7 protein-coding genes are annotated in these 20,294 nt (G+C 46.2%); all 7 read right to left on the bottom strand.

Annotated elements, in window-relative coordinates; genetic code table 11:
- Positions 1–85: 85 nt before the first annotated feature.
- Complete coding sequence (locus tag B9T62_RS07115) at positions 86–802, bottom strand: ABC transporter permease (protein ID WP_087914625.1); 717 nt, start codon at positions 800–802, stop codon at positions 86–88.
- The gene (locus B9T62_RS07110; protein WP_087914624.1) at positions 799–1,677 is read right to left on the bottom strand and encodes an ABC transporter ATP-binding protein; all 879 of its coding nucleotides are present in this window, start codon (positions 1,675–1,677) and stop codon (positions 799–801) included. The genes B9T62_RS07115 and B9T62_RS07110 overlap by 4 nt, the downstream gene beginning before the upstream one ends.
- Positions 1,674–2,471 carry a MerR family transcriptional regulator gene (locus tag B9T62_RS07105; RefSeq protein ID WP_087914623.1) on the bottom strand — a complete coding sequence of 266 codons (798 nt, stop codon included), beginning with the start codon at positions 2,469–2,471 and terminating at the stop codon, positions 1,674–1,676. The genes B9T62_RS07110 and B9T62_RS07105 overlap by 4 nt, the downstream gene beginning before the upstream one ends.
- 89 nt (positions 2,472–2,560) lie before the next feature.
- Complete coding sequence (locus B9T62_RS07100; RefSeq protein WP_087914622.1) at positions 2,561–3,388, bottom strand: ABC transporter permease; 828 nt, start codon at positions 3,386–3,388, stop codon at positions 2,561–2,563.
- Between the two features lie 24 nt (positions 3,389–3,412).
- The gene (locus tag B9T62_RS07095) at positions 3,413–4,333 is read right to left on the bottom strand and encodes an ATP-binding cassette domain-containing protein (RefSeq protein WP_087914621.1); all 921 of its coding nucleotides are present in this window, start codon (positions 4,331–4,333) and stop codon (positions 3,413–3,415) included.
- A 28-nt stretch (positions 4,334–4,361) separates the two neighbouring features.
- The gene (locus B9T62_RS07090) at positions 4,362–5,975 is read right to left on the bottom strand and encodes a PhpK family radical SAM P-methyltransferase (protein ID WP_087914620.1); all 1,614 of its coding nucleotides are present in this window, start codon (positions 5,973–5,975) and stop codon (positions 4,362–4,364) included.
- The gene (locus tag B9T62_RS07085) at positions 5,965–20,274 is read right to left on the bottom strand and encodes a non-ribosomal peptide synthetase (RefSeq protein WP_087914619.1); all 14,310 of its coding nucleotides are present in this window, start codon (positions 20,272–20,274) and stop codon (positions 5,965–5,967) included. Before B9T62_RS07085 ends, B9T62_RS07090 begins: the two co-directional genes overlap by 11 nt.
- Positions 20,275–20,294: the final 20 nt, after the last annotated feature.

Raw genomic sequence — 20,294 nt, 5'->3', positions numbered from 1 at the left:
TCCGAAAAATGGGGACTAAAACTATAAACAGTATACCTTTATTTCGGAAAAAGCGCCTCAGAATTGAAGATAAGCCTGCAAGGGGCTAATCAGACTGCATACGTACAAGCCGCCAGCAGGACAATATAAGTACGGTGGCTGCAATCGCCAGCAGCGCCGTCACCGCACTGCCGGCATGGCCATTCTGCTGCAGCAGCCCGAACCCCCAGCTCGCCGGAAGAAGCCAGCCTGCACCTTGCAGCACATCAGGCAGTAGCCGGGCAGGGAACATAATCCCGGAGAGCATAATCGAAGGGAGAAACAACAGCTGTGATGCCATGGTCAGCCTGGAAGCACTGTGAAAGCACAAGCCGAGAAGTGTACCCAGCGTCAGGCTGATCAGAATAAAAAAAGCCAGCTGCGCTATAAACCATAGCGGATGGTCAGGAAGCACAGCGCCAAATACCAGCCCGGCCAGCAGGACAATCACCATACTCATCAGCAGCAGATGGATACACGCAGAGATGAGATTCGTGGCCGCAGCTACCCACAAGGGGATACCGCCGACTTTATAGGCTCTGCTGACCCCGCTGCCATAGACCTCCACCAGCGGCACTGGTGCGCCCAGCAACGCCCCCATAGTGATCCCAAACACAAGCATAGACGGAATCAGCGTATCCCTGGCCTGGGGATTGATCGTAGTGAATATCCCGCCCATGAAGCCAAAAAAAATAAGTGGAACCACATAATAAGTGAGCAGCACGTTTCTGTTCCTCAGATCAAGTTTCCACTGCAGCAGTGTCCCATAAACAAAGGCGTTCAATGCTCCCCCTCCCCTGCAGATGCCAGTTCCATAAACCGCTGCTCAAGGGTGGCATGGGCAATCCGCACATCAAGCACAGCGAGCTCCTGCTGTTCAGCCGTAGTCAGCAGCTCCAGCAAGGCATCCCGCAGATTGCCTGCGGAGTACAAGGAATAGCCCTGCCTTTCCCCTTCGTAGCGGCATTGCTCGAAGGCCTGCCCGGCAAGGGACCGCTCTGTCTGCAGATAGATCCGGCTTAATCCTGCAGCATTCCGTGTCAGCTCCTGTGCCGTACCGGAGAAAGCAATCCGGCCATCCCGCAGAATAATCAGCCGGTCGCAGAGGCTCTCCACCTCTGCCATATCATGGCTGGCCATCAGAATCGTTGTGCCCTGCTGCTTCAGCCTGCGGATCACGCTATGCAGCGATAAGCGGCCCGCCACATCCAGCCCTGACGTCGGCTCATCCAGAATGAGGATATCCGGGGAACCGATGACCGCGAGCGCCAGATGCAGCCTTCTTTTTTGACCCGTCGACATGTCCTTATAAGGCTTGCGCCCCAGATCCTCCAGCCCAAATTCTCCAGCTTCAGCCTCTCCAGTCCCCGCTTTATTCTTGCTCCACTTGCGAAATAGAGTGACTACCTCATAAGCCCTTATATTGGGCGGCAGCGATGCAGACTGCAGTTGGACGCCGATTCTGCCTTCGACCGCGATGGTTCCGCTATCGATACTGCGCAGCTGCTCAATACATTCCAGCAAAGTTGATTTGCCGGCTCCGTTGGCTCCAAGCAAGCCGAATATCTCGCCGCGCCCCACCGTGAAGCTGACCCCTTTCAGTACGGTAATGTCCCCATAGCTTTTGGTAAGGCCTTCTACCCGCAGTACTGTGTTCATCCCTGTGCCTCCAGCTCCGGCAACCCGATGCCCTGATTCTGCAAATACATCTGCAGCGCCTCACCGATAAAAGCATCCGCCCGATTCTGCTTCGCCTGCATCTCAGCAGTCCAGCCCTGCTTGTTCCGGTCGAACTTGATCAGCTCAGGCAGCATTTCCAGATCGCCGCCGGTGAAATCCATCACCATCGCCCACCACTGCGCCACCAGTTGCTGCCCTTCTTCGCTTCCCGGAGCAACTCCCTGCTCCTGCAGCCACAGCGTGTCGTCACACATCCTCTGCCACCGCTCAAACAAGGCCGCCCCCTGCTCAGGTGATCCGGTGTAACGCTCCTTGATATGGGTCAGCAGCTTGTCGTCCAACAGCTTCACGACCCAATACGCATCATTCTTCTGGCGCAGCAGGGCGACAATATCCGCGTATTTGCTGAAATCAACCTCCTGCATCTGCCCCACCTCTGCCTGCAGCAGGGATATCGCCGTATGCGCTTCGGACAGATGGACGATCTGCTGCTCAATCACCCGCTTTTGCTGCTCCAATACTTGAAGAACCTCGGCGGCAGTATCCAGAGAGATCACCTGATTCTTAATCTCGGCCAGTGAGAAGCCCAGAAATTTCATCGACAGAATCTGATGCAGCTTCACCATGTCTTTTTGCGTATACAGCCTCCGCCCGCCCACACTGGTGGCCGAAGGCCTCAGCAGGCCTTCCTTGTCGTAATATTGCAGCGTGCGGACCGTAATGCCCATCTTCTCGGCCAGCTCGCCTACCATCAGCAGCTCCTTCTTCTTCATAACGCTTCACCTCCATTGCTATAAATATACAATGTGACGTCGCGTCATAAGCAAGGATTCTGTGGAGAAATAATGGAGGCGATATCGGATTATTCCACCCTAGAGAAGCTCCAGGCGGCAAGCACCGTGAATAGTACCCCCAAGCCCAGCAGCAATACCGTTTCGTCCCATGCTGTGACCGGATGGTTGAATATTTCCAGATTAAGCCCCATCGCCTGCTTCAGCACAGGGCTTAGATTCTCGGCATCCAGTACAATCCGTTTGATGAAGTCCACAACATAGGTCATGGGATTGAGCTTCACAATCACTTCCATCCACCGCGGAATCCCGTTCAGAGGAAAGAAGGCCCCGGACAAGAAGAACATCGGATACAGCACGACTTGCACCACCATTTGATAGCCTTGAATATTCTTAAAGAAGGAGCCCAGCAGAATACTGATAGATGAAAGCGTGAAGGAGACAAGCAGCATCGCAAGCAGCAGCTTAACGACAATATCGAGGCTTAGCGACATGCCTATAAAAGGCACAAATACAAGCATCAGCAGCCCTTGAATTAACGCAGAGGTCGAGCACCCCAGAATGGTTCCCAAGGCGACGGATACCCGTGACACCGGGGACACCAGCACTTCCTTCATATAACCGAACTGACGGTCCTGAATTAAGGTGAAGCCGGAGAACATGGATGCCGTAAAGATGGCCATCGATACAATGCCGGGAAACATAAACTCTATGAAATCAAACTTCGCCAATTCCTGTGGTGCATTCGCCCCGATCAGCATCGATTTGATCGCACCGCTCATCCCGCTTCCGAACACAACCAGAAACAGGAAGGGCAAAGCAAATGCACTGACGATGGTAAACTTGTCACGGATAAACTTAATTAATGCTCTCTGCCATAAGCCATACACAGCTTCCATTAGATTCAGCCTCCTAGTAGTAAGTTAATCTCTGATCTGCTTGCCCGTCAGTTTCAGAAAAACATCGTTAAGCGTCGGTCTTCTAAGATTGATGCTCGTGATCCTGAAATCGGCATTCTTCACGAATTCCGCGATGAATTCATTGCCCTTCTCAACCTCAAAGATGAGGATGCTGTCTTGTTCCTTCACCGTTCTTCCATATTTCTGCTCCAGCTCTTCCTTCGCTTTCAAGTTGTTATCTGCAGATATCTCAATAATGTCGCCCCCTACGCCATCCTTCAAGCCGGCCGGTGTATCGAGGGCAATAATCCTGCCGTCATCAATGATGGCAATTTTATCGCAGATTTCAGCTTCATCCATGTAATGCGTGGTAAGAAAGATCGTGATCCCAATTTCCTCCCTCAGCTTATGTATATAATCCCAAATATGCGCACGCGTCTGCGGATCAAGCCCCACGGTAGGCTCATCCAGAAAAAGCACCTTGGGGTAGTGCAGCAGTCCCCGCGCAATCTCCAATCTCCGTTTCATCCCGCCCGAGAACGTGCCCACGAAGCTGTTCTTCCGGTCCGACAGTTCAACCATTTCCAGCACCCGGTCAATCCGGGTCATCCGCTCCTGCGCAGGCACCTTATAGAATCGGCAGTGAAGCATTAAATTCTCTTTGGCAGTAAGCTTCTCATCCAGCGTATTGTCTTGAAAAATAATCCCGATCGTTTCGCGCACACTAGCCCGCTCCTTCATCAGATCGAAGCCGCCGATCTTCGCGCTGCCGCCGGAAGGCTTCAGCATGGTGCACAGCATATTGATCGTCGTGCTTTTGCCCGCACCGTTGGGACCGAGGAATCCGAAGCATTCCCCTTCATACACATCCAGGTCCACCCCCTTGACCGCTTCCAGCTCTCCATAGCTTTTCTTCAAGCCTTTGACGTCTATCACTTTCTGCATGTACTCACTCTCCTTGGTTATTTGTCTGCTAGAGTTCTCTATAATACTGCTCCAGCCTGTCCATTATATGCGGCCCAATATCCTTTTGATCCGGGTTGATCAACTTTCCTGAAACTCCTTCGTTGAACAAGTTAATATACTCGGTAATCTGCTTTAGATTAAGTCCTCTTTGCATTAGACCAATCACACCCGGGAAATCAAAGTTGTACTGGGGAATCCATAAGGAATTCTTAATGTTCAAGAACATGTCCTGCACCATATGAAATGCTGTGTTGGAGTCCATTGTCTGATGTGTCCACTCGAAGCCGACTCCTTTAATTCCATGCTTATCCCGATTAGCCCATATCGGTGCAAGCGTCGAACAATACCATACCTGAGGCCGGTAGAACGTAGGGCGGCATTCTTCAATAAATTGTACCGTTTCACGATACGTATCCTGATCTTCTCCGATAAAACCAATAATAAAAGAAGCTTCTGAAACGATACCATATTCATTTAGCAAGCTTATCCCTTGCTTGTATTGCTCCACTGTCGCAGCTTTGTTCATATTCTTTAATATTTTATTGCTTCCGGATTCGATACCCAGAATAACACCTTCGCAACCGCTTTCCTTCATAAGTTCTACCATTTCCCGGTCAGCGAACTGGCAACGAAAATAAGAGTTCCATTTGAATGGGTATTTGTTTCTGATCATCATTCGAAGAATGTCTTTGAATCTTTTAGTCGGTATGTTAAAGGTATCGTCAATAAAACTGACACTTGTCACCCGCTTCAGATCATTGATCGCATTAAGCTCCTTTTCTATCGACTCCACGCTTGTATAGCGGTATTTCCCCGCTCTTTCGGGATACTCACAGAAGTAACAGGAAAAGGGACAGGATATGGCTGTACGAACGCTCACACTTTTACCCAGCCTGTCGGAAAACATGGTCCAGTTAATCATATTTTCCTCAAGCCTGTTGTCCTCCAAAGATAACGATGTAGAGGAATAGACATTGCCGTCTTTATACAAGACATTCTCGATATCGCTCACATTCTTGTTATGTTTTAGCGCGTCAACAACCTTAGATAGGGTTTCCTCTCCTTGCGCTGAATTGATGTAATAATCAGCATTGATGGACTTCAGCATATACTGGATGGCAGTTTCGTTGCTGCCCGACAGATTGTTTGCAATAAACGGACCTCCCAGTATTACTTTTGCTGTCTGATTATATTGTTTGATCAGCTTCATGATTTCAAGTACGGGAAACCCGGAAACGTAAAGAGTCGTAGGAATGGCAATGGCTGTAATGTGATTATTCTTCAGCTTCTCGATCAATAACTGCTTGTCAACCTGAAACGAATTTACATAATCTGTAGTTAGACCTCTTCGCTGCAAGTAGCTGCTCAAATAAGCAATCGCGTTGCTGAATAAATTGCCCAGGTTCAATGGGCCAAAGTCATCTTTCCTCCCTCCCTTCTCGTAATAATAATAGTTAAATAAATCAGGTGCATTGAACAACCTTCCATCTTTCTGTATAAAACTGAAGTTCAGGTCACGATACGCTCCGGATTTCACACTCATAGCTCTAATGATTTTTTCATATTCTTCAAATTTCATCTCGTTATGTCCGATAAACAGGCAATCGATATTATCTCCCATGTGCTTCCTCCAACTTGCCGGACCTCAAAAGCGCTTCGTTTAAGATCCGTTTGATTAACCGGCCGTTGGCATCGGAATATTGGGCGAAGATCATATCCGCATGCGGTCCGGTTCCCTGATAAGTTTGTACAGTCTTGCTGGTGTAGTTGTTCCACTGCCCCTCCAAATCGATTCCGATACTGGAGTCGGATTTCACCACATGGATTTCGGAATGGACAACACCCTCGTGCTCTAAGCTGTTATAAAATTGTGCATAACCTTCTGAACGCTTCAGCACCTCATTCACTATCTGATCAATGTTGATATTGCTGCTATTCTGAACACTGTAATCCAAGAGAAACTTAGAGACCATCTCATCGACAACTCCATGGGTCATGGAGAATTCCTCATGCTTTTCAATGTAAGAATCCATTAGAATGATATCCGATACGCATTGTCCTTTCTCTTCAAGTCTACGTGCAACCTCATATGCCAGATTTCCTCCGGCTGAGTAGCCTAACAGCACGTACGGGCCTTCTTGCTGAATACTCATTATTAATTCCACATAAATTTCTAAATTTCCTTTATTTTCAATATAATCAAAGCTATAGAAAGAATGGGTGTCAATTATTCGTGCCAGACGATGAAACCCTATGGAATATCCAATAATCGGAGGAAAGGCAAAAATATGCCGATCCTTCTTCTCATTTAAGAGCAGCATGGACTTCTCAATAGGCAACTTTCCGCTGTAGTATCTTAAATGATCTACATAATCTGCCAGTTCCTTCAGGGTTGGGTTGGCGAATATATCAGTTACTTTCAGTTGAAGGCTCAGCCGTTCCATGATCAGTGATATCACTTGTACAGCCTTTAACGAATGTCCGCCCAGCTCGAAGAAATTATCATTAGTGCCTACACTTACAATCTCAAGTACATCTCGCCATATGGCCGCCAGCTCCATTTCCGTCTCGCTTGCAGGCTCCACATATTGAACACCTGTATTTAGGTTAATTACGGGATCAGGAAATTCCTTCCTGTTCAATTTGCCGTTTGCTGTTAACGGAATCGTATCCAGTCTCACAAAGTAAGAAGGAATAGCGTAATCGTTCAACTCTTTGGACAAAAACTCCCTAATTTCTAATACAGTCAACTCCTTATCCGAGATCAGGTAAGCACATAAGTAGATATCCCCACTAGAATCTTGTCGGTCGACTACCACGGCCTCGCTGATTGATTCATGTTGGATCAGATACGCCTCGATCTCTCCCCGCTCGATTCGGTATCCCCGAATCTTCACCTGCTGGTCCTTTCTGCCCAAATACTCCAAATCACCGTCAGGCAGCAGCCTTACAATATCTCCAGACCTATAGAGTCTTTCACCCGGCTTGTACGGATTCTGAATAAACTTGCTGTAAGTTAATTCCGCTCTGTTTAAGTACCCCCGTGAGACACCTGTTCCTCCCACACATAATTCCCCGGGAATACCGACGGGTTGAAGCTTCAGGGCATCATTCATGACATAAGCAGTCACTGTGGGCAAGGGTCTTCCAATATTGCTTCGGCCGGATTCAATTTCCTGATCCGTGATTTCTTTGTACGTAACATGAACCGTTGTCTCCGTGATGCCATACATATTAATTAGCTTGGTAAGAGGATAACGTTCCTTCCATTTTTTCAACATGCCGGCCTGTAAAGCTTCGCCTCCGAAGATCAAATATCTCAAACACAGCTCCGCCTCAGACAACTTTGCTTCCTCATTCATTAATCGATAAAATGCGGAAGGCGTCTGGTTCAACACTGTTACCTTCTCTTCCTGTATAAGCAATAGGAACTCCTTAGTATCCTGTGCCACAGCTTTGGGGACGACGACAAGCTTGCCACCGTACAAGAGCGCGCCATACATCTCCCACACGGAAAAATCAAAACAATACGAGTGGAACAGGGTCCAGACATCATTTTCATTGAAGTTAAACCGCATGTTGTCATGCTTTAGAAGCTGTACCACATTCTGATGCTCTATCATCGCCCCCTTCGGTTTTCCTGTTGTACCAGATGTGTAAATGACGTAGGCCAGATTATTTTGCATTGCCTTGGCTTGAATGCGTTCGCAATCATATAGAGCAACATCATTGAATCCATGTTGATTTTTGTGCTTGCTTCTTCCCCTGTTTACGTGTGCTGGATTGTTATCGACCAGGATCATAACATCATAACGGTATTGGGTTAACTCATTCTTGATCGTGTGGATCTTATCCGAGAATCTGATCTCCTGGATGCTTATGATGTCAGTTTGCAGATCTTCAAAGAAGGCTCTGGATAAGAACAACTCCACTGACCAATCGGTTTTGGTCCTGTAATTGCTATTTGGGTAGCTGCGCTTGAACTCCAACATGGATCGAATAAGTTCATCTTTACTATCCTGGTCCATGATATCGCCGATAAAAAGTATGCCAGAACGTTTCATAAGCTTGATAGATTTGTTTATGATATCCCTCAGATAGTTATGACCATGAAAACATTGGACAACGGAGTTGATGATAATAATATCGAAATCCCGTTCTTCGATTTGATTGATATCATGGGCAGGCAGACAGGAGAGCTTGATGTTGTTCAGTCCTGTGGCGGCAACCCGACCTTTATTTCTCTCGATAATTACTTGAGACAAGTCGGTCCCATAATATAAACCAACTTCTGGAGCGATTCTGTACATACTCAAACCGGAAGCGCATCCAATCTCTAACACTCTTGTGTCCTTCCTCAGACACGGCTTAAGCTTCTGATAGATATTGTCGGAATACTCCTCCATTTCCATTTCACTCAGATTGTTTCCTGTATAACTGTTCGTCCAAGCCCCGCCTTCAATATCATTACTGGCATTTAGCCCAACAACCCTCCATACTTCTTCACGCATCAAATCGTTTTTCTCCGCTTCCTTCTCACTATGAACCTCTGTGGAATCAACGCATAGAAATGTACGTAGGCATTCGGTTTCCCACTGCAGCCTGTTTAACGTCCTTATGTTCTTCTTGCTAGAGATCAGCAAAGCTAACCCTGCATCTTCAATAATGGATTTAATTCTTTCTTCCGGTGCTTCCGGATCAATAGGAATATACGCCCCTCCGGATTTTAAAATGCCTAGGGTGACGGCAATCAGCTCATCTGTCTTCTCAAGCATCACGCCAACGAGTGAATCTGGTCCGATTCCATGGGTTTTGTTCAAGTAGTTGGCGTACCGGTTTGCACGTCTGTCAAGCTCGCCGTAACTCACTCTTTTCCCTTCAAATACTACGGCAATGCGGTCAGGCGTCCGGTCTACCTGCTCTTCGAATAACCGGTGGATCGTACTCTCCTTGATATAGGCCGGAACATCATTGTTAAACTCATGGAGTACTGTCTGCATCTCTTCATTCGTAACCATCTCAAGTTCATTAATCTTACTGTTCCTATCGGTAACAATTTGTTGAAGAATACTAATAAACCGTCTGGACATTCTTTCTATGGTTTCTCTCTTATAAAGTTTAGAGCTATACTCCATGATAAATTCCAGGTTACTATCGTTCTCTACAGCACATAACCAAATATCGAATTTAGCCGTTATGTTCTCAAATTTATACAGGGATGCCTGGAGACTAGCGGATTTCAGTCCCTTCATATCCGTATTCTGTAATACAAAAGCTACATCAAACAACGGATTTCTGCTCATATCCCTTTCTAAATTCAGATTGTCTATCAGCTCTTCGAATTGATAATCTTGATTCTCATAGGCTTGCAGCGAGTTCTCCTTTACTTCCTCAAGGAATTGTAGGAATGTCCTCTCACCTTGCGGATAGTTCCTCATGGCAAGGGTATTGACGAACATACCCACAACATTATACAGATCACTATGGGACCGTCCTGCTATCGGTGAACCGACGATAATATCCTCTTGGCCTGAATATTTGGACAGCAATACATTAAACACTGCGAGAAGCACCATATATAATGTGGCTCCGGTCTCTACTGCCAAGGCATTCAGCCTCTCTGTCAATATTGCAGAAACATCAAATGAAATGGAGCCCCCCTCAAAGCTTTGCTTGACAGGCCGGATGAAATCCGTCGGCATTCTGAGAACAGGCAGCTCATCGGAGAATCTGCGCAACCAATATTTTTCCTGCTTTTTAAAGCCATCTGAATGCGCTTGGTTATTCTGCCATTCTGCAAAATCCTTGTATTGCACCTTCAGCTCCGACAACATACCGCCCTCGTAAGAAGCAAGGAAATCGGACATGATGATACCCAGGGATGTGCCATCCGAGATAATATGGTGCATATCAAAAAGAACTATATGTTTGTTCCTTGCGAGCTTCGCCAAACCAACTCTTACTAACGGGGGTTTCGTTAGATCAAACGGCTGAATAAAGCTTAATACGGCTTTATTCATATCATGCTCACCACAATCAAACGATACAATATCGAAATCTTCATACGGAACAATTATTTGCCGGGGCTGATTATCGACCAGAATGAAGGCGGTTCTGAACGCTTCATGCCTCTTGATCAAGACCTGAATGGCTTCTGCAAACCTGTCATTGTCCAATTCACCTTCGATGATCATTGCCGCAGGAATGTTATAGCTAGTCCTAATATCTTCCATTTGATCGAGAATATACAATCTTTTTTGCGCAGAAGACATAGGATAATATTCCTTTTGCTCCACTGGCTGAATAGACCGATAACTGCTTGTTTTCAGGCTTTCGATTAGCATGGAGAGCTCACGAACGATCTGCTTGTTGAAGAACTCCCTAAGTGGCACCTGAACATGGAATTCCTGTGTAATCCTGAACATGATGATGGTTGCCTTCAGTGAATGGCCACCCAGCTCGAAGAAATTATCGGTCACGCCTACATGTTCAATATCCAGAATATCCTGCCAAATTTCAGCCAGCTTAGCTTCGGAATCGTTAGCAGGAGCAACATAAGAGCCGGATGACAACATATTCCCCACAGGCTGCGGCAGCTTATTGCGATCTACTTTGCCGTTAGACGTTAGCGGAAGCTCCTCCATCCGGATGAAATAGGAAGGAATCATGTAGTCAGGTACACCAGCCCCCAGAAACGCTCTTAATTCAGCAACCGAAAGCTCACAGGCGCTTACGATATAGGCACATAAGTAATCGCCATTCATACTATCTTCCCATGGAAGGAGTATAACCTCGCTGATGGCCTCATGCTGAATAAGTCGGGATTCAATTTCCCCCAGCTCAATTCGATAACCTCTGATCTTCACCTGATGGTCGATTCTTCCCAGGTACTCCAGTTCCCCTTCAGCAATCAGCCTGACAATATCACCAGAGCGATATAGCATTTCTCCCGGCTCAAAAGGGTTCTCAATGAATTTTAGCGAGGTCAGTTCTCCACGGTTAAGGTAGCCTCGTCCCACGCCTTTGCCGCCTACCAGCAATTCTCCTGCAACTCCCCTTGGTTGGAGCCTCAAGTTGCTGTCTACTATATAAGCTGTGTAGGTAGGCAATGGTCGTCCGATATTATTTCGGGTAGAGGATATATCCTCTTTAGTTATTTCTTTATGCGTCACGAACACTGTTGTCTCCGTAATACCGTACATATTAATTAGTTTCGTGTTGGAGTACCTGTCGCTCCATTCTTTCAAGAGACCGGCCTTTAAGGCTTCCCCCCCAAAAATCACACAGCGCAATTGGAGTTCAGCCGCCGTCCTCTTCAGTTCCTCTTCCATTAACCGATAGAATGCGGAAGGTGTCTGATTCAGTACCGTCACCTTCTCTTTGATTAACAGATCCAAGAACTCTTTAGTATCCTGCGCGGTGAACTTAGGCACAATAACAAGCTTGCCTCCATACAATAAAGCTCCGTACATTTCCCATACGGAAAAATCAAAACTGTAAGAATGGAATAAGGTCCAGGTATCCTTTTCGCCAAAATGGAACAGCTCATTGTTCTCCATCACCAGCTGTACCACATTTCTATCCTCGATCATTGCTCCCTTTGGCCGTCCTGTAGTCCCTGAGGTATAGATAACATAAGCAAGGTTCTCAGTCTTGCCCATAATATGGGTATTGGTTGTGTCCCAATGATAGGTTTCACATTCATCAACATAAAGAACATCCACTGGATAGGCCAGCCCATGATGCAGATTTTTGTGCGTGAGAATCAGTTTGGCGCAGCTGTCCTCCAAGGTATAGCTGATCCGGTCCGCTGGATAGTTGGGATCAATGGGAAGATAAGCTCCGCCTGACTTCAGAACTCCCATGATACTGATCATCATATCCAGAGAGCGTTCAACAAGGATAGCAACAATATCCTCGGAGTGTATCCCATGCCCGATCAAACCTCTGGCTAATGCGTTAGCTTTCTCATTCAGCTCCCGATAAGTCATAGTTTGATTCTCAAAGACCAGGGCAATATGATCCGGCGTTCTTGCCGCTTGTTCCTCAAACAATTGACAGATCGTCTTATTGCCGTTACCCCAGGCCCAAGGCTTTCTGCAATCCAGCAGCAGTTGATTCCTATCGGCCAAGGTCAGAAGCTCCAGCTCTTCGAGCCGGATAGATGCATTCTCCGTAACCTGATCAAGGATATACTCATAGTGGTGTAGCAGTCTCTCTACTGTCTCCCGTTTGAACAGCTTAGTGCAGTATTCCATCGTCAACCGGATGCGACCGTTTGTCTCAAGCACATTTAAGGTCAAGTCGAATTTGGCGACATTGAAGTTCACAGGGAAAGGCTTCATGCTGACGCCATCAAGTTCAGTGCTGTATACGTCAACGCTCTGCATCGCAAACATGACATCGAAGAGTGGGTTTCTGCTTAAGTCTCTTCTCACACTCAACATATCAACAAGCTCATCAAACGGGTAATCCTGATTCTCATAAGCTTGTAATGAGCTGTCCTTCACCTCCATGAGAAACTGCTTAAAGGTTTTTCCATTATTCGGATAGTTTCTCAAGGCAAGCGTATTAACAAACATGCCGACAATGTTCTCCAAATCGGCATGGGGCCTGCCGGCAATCGGAGATCCGACAACAATGTCTTCCTGTCCGGTATATTTCGCCAATATCACATTGTAAGCAGCAAGCAACACCATATAAAGAGTCGTCCCCGTCCCCATTGTCAGGGTGCTCAGCTTTGCGACCAAATTCGGTCTCAACTCCAGTCCAATGGTATCGCCCTCAAAGCTTTGGACAGCTGGACGCGGGTAGTCAGTAGGCATATTAAGAACAGGGACGTCATCCGTAAACATTTGCTTCCAGTATGCTCTCAGCTTCCTGAGTGCATCAGATGCGAGATAACTGTTCTGCCAATCTGAGTAATCCTTATAATGAATGCGGAGTGGTGGCAGTGTCTGAGCTTGGTACAGGCTTAGGAACTCTCGGACGAGAATATCCATTGAGGTTCCATCGGCGATGATGTGGTGCATGTCGAACACCAGGACATGTCTGTCATGGCACAGTCTCACAAGTCCAACCCGCAGCAATGGTGCCTGACTTAAATTAAAAGGCTGGATGAAGCTTGTGATGAGCTGCTCAACCTGCTGCTCAGTGGATTTCAGGAAACGGATTTCTATGACAGCTTCATGTTGTACTTTTTGAACAGGTTCTCCGTTAACCACCGCGAATGATGTCCGGAACGCTTCATGTCTGTTGACCAATGTCTTGACAGCGTGTTCCACTCGCTCCCGATTCACGGCGCCTTCAATCAGGAGCGTTCCTGGAACGTTGTATAACAAGTCTTCACTGTTGAATTGGCTGAGAATGAATATCCGTTTCTGGGCTGCCGAAACCGGATAGAATTCTTTATCCTGTGCCGGAACAATTGAGTGAAAAACAGCCCGTTTCGCTTCTTTAATGGCAACCGCCAAGTTCTCCAGGGTCTGGTTGCTGAATACTTCTTTGATTGGAAGATGTACATTGAATTCTTTGGCTATCCTCGACACCAGGCTGGTAGCTTTTAAGGAATGGCCGCCCAATTCAAAGAAGTTATCCTTAATGCTAATAGTCTCCACACCTAAAAGTTCATGCCAAATTGCCTTCAAACGTTCTTCAACGTCATCTCGGGCCTCAATGTATTCTGTTCCTGTATCCATCATTTCCTTGGGTTCCGGCAATACATCCCTGTTTACTTTTCCATTGCTTGTGAGCGCAATCTCCTTCACAGTGATGAAATAGGAGGGAATCTCATATTCCGGAAGAGAGCCACTTAAGAATGTTCTCAGTTCAGAGGTTGTCATGACTTCATTCGAAACAATGTATGCACATAATACCTTATGCCCGTTGGAATCAGTCTTGTCCGTTACAGCAGTCTGAATAACTGATGGATGACGCAGAAGCTGAGCTTCCACTTCACCTAATTCAATCCGATGGCCTCTTATTTTCACCTGGCGGTCTATTCTTCCGAGAAATTCAATATTTCCATCGGGCAGCCACCGGGCAAGGTCACCTGTTCTGTACATTCGTTCTCCCTGGAAAAAGGGATGGGGCACAAACTTCTCTTCTGTCAGCGGGGCATTGCACACGTATCCCCGAGCCAAACCTGTGCCGGAAATGCACAACTCACCGGACACTCCAATGGGCAGAAGGTTGTTACAGCTGTCTAATATAAGTGCTTGACAGTTGCTGATGGGCTTCCCCACAGGGATTTTCTCTGATTCTTCTGTAATTTTGAAACTGGTCGCTACAACCGTATTTTCGGTCGGACCATAGTTGTTGAAGAGCTCGTAGCTCTTCTTCTTCACATATTTTAAATAATCACCGCCTGTAAGAAGTTTCTTCAAGGATTTATTGTCCAGCCTCAAGAACTGCTCGCAGATAGGTGTAGGCAAGAAGCTGATGGTAATACCGTGTTCTTCCATGAAGCTGTTTAGTTGTTCTACATCAAGCCTAATTTCTTTAGTTATGATATAAATAGCTGATCCGGAAATTAAATACGGAAATATCTCCCACACAGAAGCATCGAATCCGAATCCGGCATATTTAGTGCTTCGGTCAGTACTTGTCACAGCATAATAAGCGATATGCCAAGAACATAAATTAACCAACGCCCGATGCTCGACCATAACCCCTTTCGGATTTCCTGTAGAGCCTGACGTATAGATCACATAAGCCAGATCCTGTGGTGCATTATCCAAACCAACATCGGAAACGTCTACTGTCTCAATGATCGGGTCATCTAGGCAAACAACTGCTGCAAGATTCTCATAAGGCTTCACTAAATGGCTGTTGCCAAGAAGAAGACAACAATCGCTGTCCTGAAGCATATAGCTTGTTCTTTCAACAGGATAATCAGGGTCAATGGGCAGATAGGCTCCGCCCGCCTTCAAGATACCGAGCATACCAATGATCATTTCAAAAGATGGCTCGGCTATTAACGCAACAATATAATCAGTCCTTACACCTTTTCCCCTGAGAATTGCAGCCACCTGATTGGACTTGTCATTCAACTCCTTATAGCTCATCGTGCGGTTATCATAGACCAGGGCAGTATTATCAGGCGTTTGATTGACTTGTCTCATGAACAACTCATGAATGGTATGGTCTGCCGGGTAATCCATGCCAGTGTTATTAAAAACAGATAGGATCTGTTGCTGTTCCTCTACTGTAGCCAATTCGATGTCTCTAAGCCGGGCATCAGGGTTCTTAACAAGCTGTTTGATAATGTAGACAAGATGTACGGCTAATCTATCCATTTTCTCTCTTGCAAACAGATCTGTGTTGTACTCTAAACGGAATTCTATTAACCCCGTTTCCTTTGCTTCTACAGCTTGCAGGGTCAGATCAAACTTGGATATTTTGTACTCAAATTCATAAGGCTTAAATGTTAGGCCTTCGATTTCTACATCTGCAGCATCCATGTTGAGCATGGAGAATACGGTGTCGAATAACGGATTCCTGCTCAGATCCCTGCTCAGGTTCAGTCTATCCACCAGTTCTTCAAAGGGATAATCCTGGTTGTCCAATGCATCAAGTGATGTAAGCTTCACATCTTCCAGAAACTGTTTGAACGTTTGGCCTGCTCGAGGAAAGCTCCTTATCGCCAGAGTATTCACGAACATTCCCACCATGTGCTGCACATCGGTATGTTGCCGTCCTGCTACCGGAGAGCCAACGATGATGTCCTCTTGTCCAGTGTATTTGTGCAGAAGAATATTGTAGGCTGCAAGCAGAATCATATACACGGTAGCCCCTGATTCAGATGCCAATTCATTCAGCTGCTGAGTCAGTTCCTTCGACAACCCGAATGTAACCGCATCTCCCGCATAGCTCTGAACTGAAGGACGCGGATAATCCACAGGCATATTAAGCAGAGGCAATTCACCTAAAAATTGCTGCATCCAATATTGTTCCTGTCTCTGAAAAGCCTCTGACCGGAACCAATTATTCTGCCACTCCGAATAGTCTTTATATTGAATCCGCAACGACTGACTTGCGCTGCCTTCATAGGCACTCACGAAATCTCTCATAAGTATTCCTATTGAAGTTCCATCTGCAATAATATGATGCATATCAAATATGAGAATGTATTTTTGTTCACATACTTCAATAAGCCCGACCCTAAGAAGCGGTGCTACCGTTAGATCAAACGGCTGGATAAAATCACGGATAATTGATTCCACCCGATCCTCTGAAGATGAGAAAGTTTGAATGTCCACTAGCGTATCGGTATGAATTCTCTGGACAGGTTCTCCATCCGCCAATATGAAAGACGTCCTAAATACTTCATGTCTGCCAACGATCCCCTCGATGCAAGATTTCAGCAGTTCACTGTCCAGCGTGCCCTCAATCGTCATAACCACAGGAATATTATAGCCCACTCCCCCCTGGTCCAATTGACTTAACACATACAGCCTCTTCTGAGCAGCAGATAATTCGTAGCTATCCTTCTTCTCCGCCTGCTCAATAGCTGCGAACCGGCTCTTTTTGCTGAGTTCAATGAATACTGCCAGCTCCTTAAGCGTCTGATTCTTGAAGATAGCAGCAAGCGGCACTTCAACATCAAACACTTTGTGGATCATAGAAATAAGAATAGTTGCTTTTAGGGAATGACCGCCTAATTCAAAGAAATTGTCCAGAATCCCGATTGTATCAACCTTCAGAACTTGCTTCCATACCTCTATTAATGTCTCTTCGGTTTCATTCGTTGCTCCCAGATACTCGATCCCTGTATTGATATTGTTCAGCGGATTCGGCAACCCCCTCTTGTTCACTTTTCCGTTATAGGTTAAGGGGATATAGTCCATCTGAACAAAGTACGAAGGAATCGCATACTCGGGCAGCATTGTAGAGAGATATAGCTTCAAATCATGAACTGTTAAAGGTATTTCCGAAACATAATAAGCACATAACATATTCTCTTGGTGGTTGTCCGAATGGGCCACGACTACGGCTTCTTTAATTTCTTCATGCATGTGCAGAATATGCTCTACTTCGCTAAGTTCAATCCGGTGTCCACGAATTTTGACCTGCTGATCCATTCTTCCACAGTACTCTAATTCCCCGTTAGGGAGCAGCTTGGCCAAGTCGCCGGACCTGTAAAGACGCTGACCGGGTTGATACGGGTTGTCAACAAATTTATCCAGGGTCTGGGCAGGCCTGTTCAAGTATCCTCTACACACACCATCCCCGCCTATACAGAGTTCCCCTACTATACCTGCTGGAAGTAATCTCATGTTGTCACTCATGACGTAAGCCTTTAAAGTAGGGATCGGCTTGCCGATGTTGCTGCAGTTCGTTTGAATTTCAGAGAGGCCAATCTCCTTATACGTTGCATGCACTGTGGTTTCTGTGATCCCGTACATATTGATCAGCTTAGTATGACTGTATTTCCTCTGCCAGTCAGACAGCACTCCCGGTCTCAGTGCTTCACCGCCGAATATAACGTAGCGCAGGTTAAGCCCGCTTCCGCCAGACTCCAAATCTTGCTCGATCAATCTGTAGAATGCAGAGGGAGTTTGATTCAATACCGTAACTTTGTTTTGCTTCAACAAAGTCAAGAAACCGCTTGTATCCTGTGCGATTGGTTTCGGAATCACGATTAGCTTGCCGCCGTATAATAAAGCACCATACATTTCCCATACCGAGAAATCAAAAGAGTAGGAGTGGAACATAGTCCAAACATCCTCTTCGTTAAATTCAAAGGGCATTCTGCTGTTAGACATAAGCCTTACCACGTTGCGGTGTTCAATCATAGCTCCTTTCGGTTTCCCGGTAGTACCGGATGTATAAATAATATAGGCAAGACTGTTCGGGCTGACCTGAGAATGAAACCGGTCATTTCGATATCGGTTCAGCTCTTGAAGCCCGTGTTGAAGCTTAAGCTTCGGTTGGAGCGTTTGTGATGTTCCAGACTTGTCAACATGGATAATGGCGTCATATCGGAATGCAGTCAGTTCATTAGTTATCGTGTGGATCTTGTCAGAAATCTGAATAGCGGTTATTTCCGTGAAATCGGCTCTCAAATCTTCAAAAAAACCTGGAGATAGAAAAAGCTCCACAGACCAGTCTGTCTTCGTTCTGTAGTTCTTGTCCTCATGAGCTTGTTTAAACTCCACAAGAGATTTCAGCAAATCTGCTTTACGCTCCTGATCCATAACATCACCGATAAACAGTATCCCCTGGTTGCGAAGCATGCCGAGACATTTTGAAATTACATTCTTGAAGTAATTGTGTCCATGGAAGCATTGAACGACACTGTTTAGAATCACTACGTCGAAATCTGCTTCTTCCAGTTTATCGATGTCATGGGCGGGAATACATGCCAGCTTGATATTGCCAATACCCTCCTTCTGTACTCGCTCCCTGTTCTTGCCTATAATGACCTCGGACAGATCCGTACCGTAATACCAACCGACCTGCGGTGCCAGTGGATACATACTAAGACCCGAAGCGCATCCGATCTCCAAAACTCTTGTAGTCGAATTCAAATACGGCTTAAGCTTGCATTCAATATTATTCGTGTACTCTTCCATGTCTTCTTTTGACAGATTCCCTCCCGTGTAGCTGCTTGTCCAGGCTCCGCCTTCAATATCGTCCTTCGCATTCAAACCGACGTACTTCCACACCTCTTCGCCCATTAGTTCATTTTTTTCATTTTCTTCTTCCTGCATAACATTATGAGTGTCAACACATAAGAAGGCTTTGAAATTGTTACACTCCCACTGGAGCTTATTTAGGGTCTTAATGTATCTCTTGCCGGAAATAATCAGATGCATCCCAGCATCCTCAATAATCATCTTCAGACGCTCTTCAGGGTATTCCGGATCCATCGGGACATAAGCTCCTCCGGCTTTCAAGATACCGAGTGTGACGGCTATAAGCTCATCCGACTTATCGAGCATAACCCCTACCAAGGTACCCGGAGTAAGATCATGCTCCTGAAGCAAGTAATTGGCATATACATTGGCCTGTTCATCCAGTTGTTTGTAGGTAACCCTTTTGTTTTGGTATTGGATGGCGATATGATGCGGTGTCCGGTCCGCTTGCTCTTCAAAGAGCTGATGTAGCGTCTTGTCCCCGCAGTACTCAGCATCCGTATCATTCCACGCAAATAATAGTTTGTTCTTTTCTTCCAATGACAAGTATTCTATCTCACATAGCCTAGTCTCTGGACTTTCGATCCAATTGTGCAGCAGATTGAAGAAATGCTCGGCAAATGCCGACACCTTGCTCTCATTCAGCTTAGGAATCCTGTATTCCATCTTTACAGCAATACTACTGTCGCCTATATAGAAGGAAACGACCAGTTCCGCACTGTTATTGCAGGCGTTAATAGAATCATGAAAACCGTCGAGCAACACGACCGTTCTAAATTCCGGAAACAAACCATCCGCTGTTTGGATCGCCAACAGCTCTGCTACACCGTCCATCGGGAAATGCTTATGCTCGTCCGCTTCCATCACGACGTGGTTCACATCATTCAATAATTCCTTTAAGGTGAAATTTCTACTCAAATGGCTTCTTAGGGGAAGCAGACGATTCATTCGGCTTTCTAGCGGGTCTGCTTTGAAGACGGGCATTCCAACCAACACATCTTCATGGTTATTGTAAATCACGAAGAGACTCTTCAAGGCAGTCAGTAGAATCAGATAGACTCCCAGCTCCGAGCTGTTGCCTATTTTCATGATTCGCTCGAAATCCCCACCTGAAATTTCTCTTGTGAAGCTTGAACTACCCTTGGATTCTATGCTTGAACACAGGCTATCGGCAGGAATCCCTGCCATAACCAAATCTCCTTGCAGTTTGTTCATCCAATAATGTCTCTCTGTCTGATAGGCTTCGCTGGACATCACAATATTTCTGGTCACTTTATCCATCTAGTATTCGTGCTCCTCCC

This window comes from Paenibacillus donghaensis (assembly GCF_002192415.1).
Lineage (GTDB): Bacteria > Bacillota > Bacilli > Paenibacillales > Paenibacillaceae > Paenibacillus_AQ > Paenibacillus_AQ donghaensis.
Note: the sequence above shows the minus strand (reverse complement) of the source record. Positions and strands in the feature narration are given on the sequence as shown.

Excerpts from the sequence above, each read along its gene's own strand:
- B9T62_RS07110 (WP_087914624.1), bottom strand. The coding sequence starts at position 1,677 with ATGAACACAGTACTGCGGGTAGAAGGCCTTACCAAAAGCTATGGGGAC.
- B9T62_RS07105 (WP_087914623.1), bottom strand. The coding sequence starts at position 2,471 with ATGAAGAAGAAGGAGCTGCTGATGGTAGGCGAGCTGGCCGAGAAGATG.
- B9T62_RS07100 (WP_087914622.1), bottom strand. The coding sequence starts at position 3,388 with ATGGAAGCTGTGTATGGCTTATGGCAGAGAGCATTAATTAAGTTTATC.
- B9T62_RS07095 (WP_087914621.1), bottom strand. The coding sequence starts at position 4,333 with ATGCAGAAAGTGATAGACGTCAAAGGCTTGAAGAAAAGCTATGGAGAG.
- B9T62_RS07090 (WP_087914620.1), bottom strand. The coding sequence starts at position 5,975 with ATGGGAGATAATATCGATTGCCTGTTTATCGGACATAACGAGATGAAA.
- B9T62_RS07085 (WP_087914619.1), bottom strand. The coding sequence starts at position 20,274 with ATGGATAAAGTGACCAGAAATATTGTGATGTCCAGCGAAGCCTATCAG.